The sequence below is a fragment of the Dehalococcoidia bacterium genome (assembly GCA_021295915.1).
Lineage (GTDB): Bacteria > Chloroflexota > Dehalococcoidia > Lucifugimonadales > UBA1123 > VXRN01.
Window position 1 is genome coordinate 528 of sequence record JAGWBK010000035.1, and the last position, 400, is coordinate 927.

The 400-nt window shown below is 63.2% G+C and carries 1 protein-coding gene; it reads left to right on the top strand.

What is annotated here, in order from left to right; genetic code table 11:
- On the top strand, window positions 1–227 hold a 227-nt coding region (locus tag J4G14_10445), incomplete at its 5' end, for a hypothetical protein (protein MCE2458219.1).
- Between the last annotated feature and the right edge of the window lie 173 nt (window positions 228–400).

The window sequence follows — 400 nt, forward strand, 5'->3', positions numbered from 1 at the left end:
AGGGGTGGGACGGCACGGTGTTCGTGACCATCGAGGACGAGACCGGGGACGTCCAGGTCATCCTGTGGCAGCGCGTGTTCGAGCGGTGTCGCAGGGAGCTGGGAAGCCAGGTGATAGAGGTCAGCGGTGTGGTGTCGAAGTGGGACGACACCACGAACGTCATCGCATCAGACGTGCGACCTGTCCAGTCCGGCGTACACATGCCGCGCTCCCACGACTGGCACTGAGCGGCGGCGGACTGCTTACCTCGGCCTGATGCGGTACGTCCAGACTTGGAACAGCACGTCTGGCTCGCCCTTCGGCAGGCCCAGGATCTCCCGGGTGACGTTTACGATATCCCACGTGCCGTCTGACTCGAGCTGATGCTGCTTCTCCATGAAGCCGTTCTGCCTGTAGACGT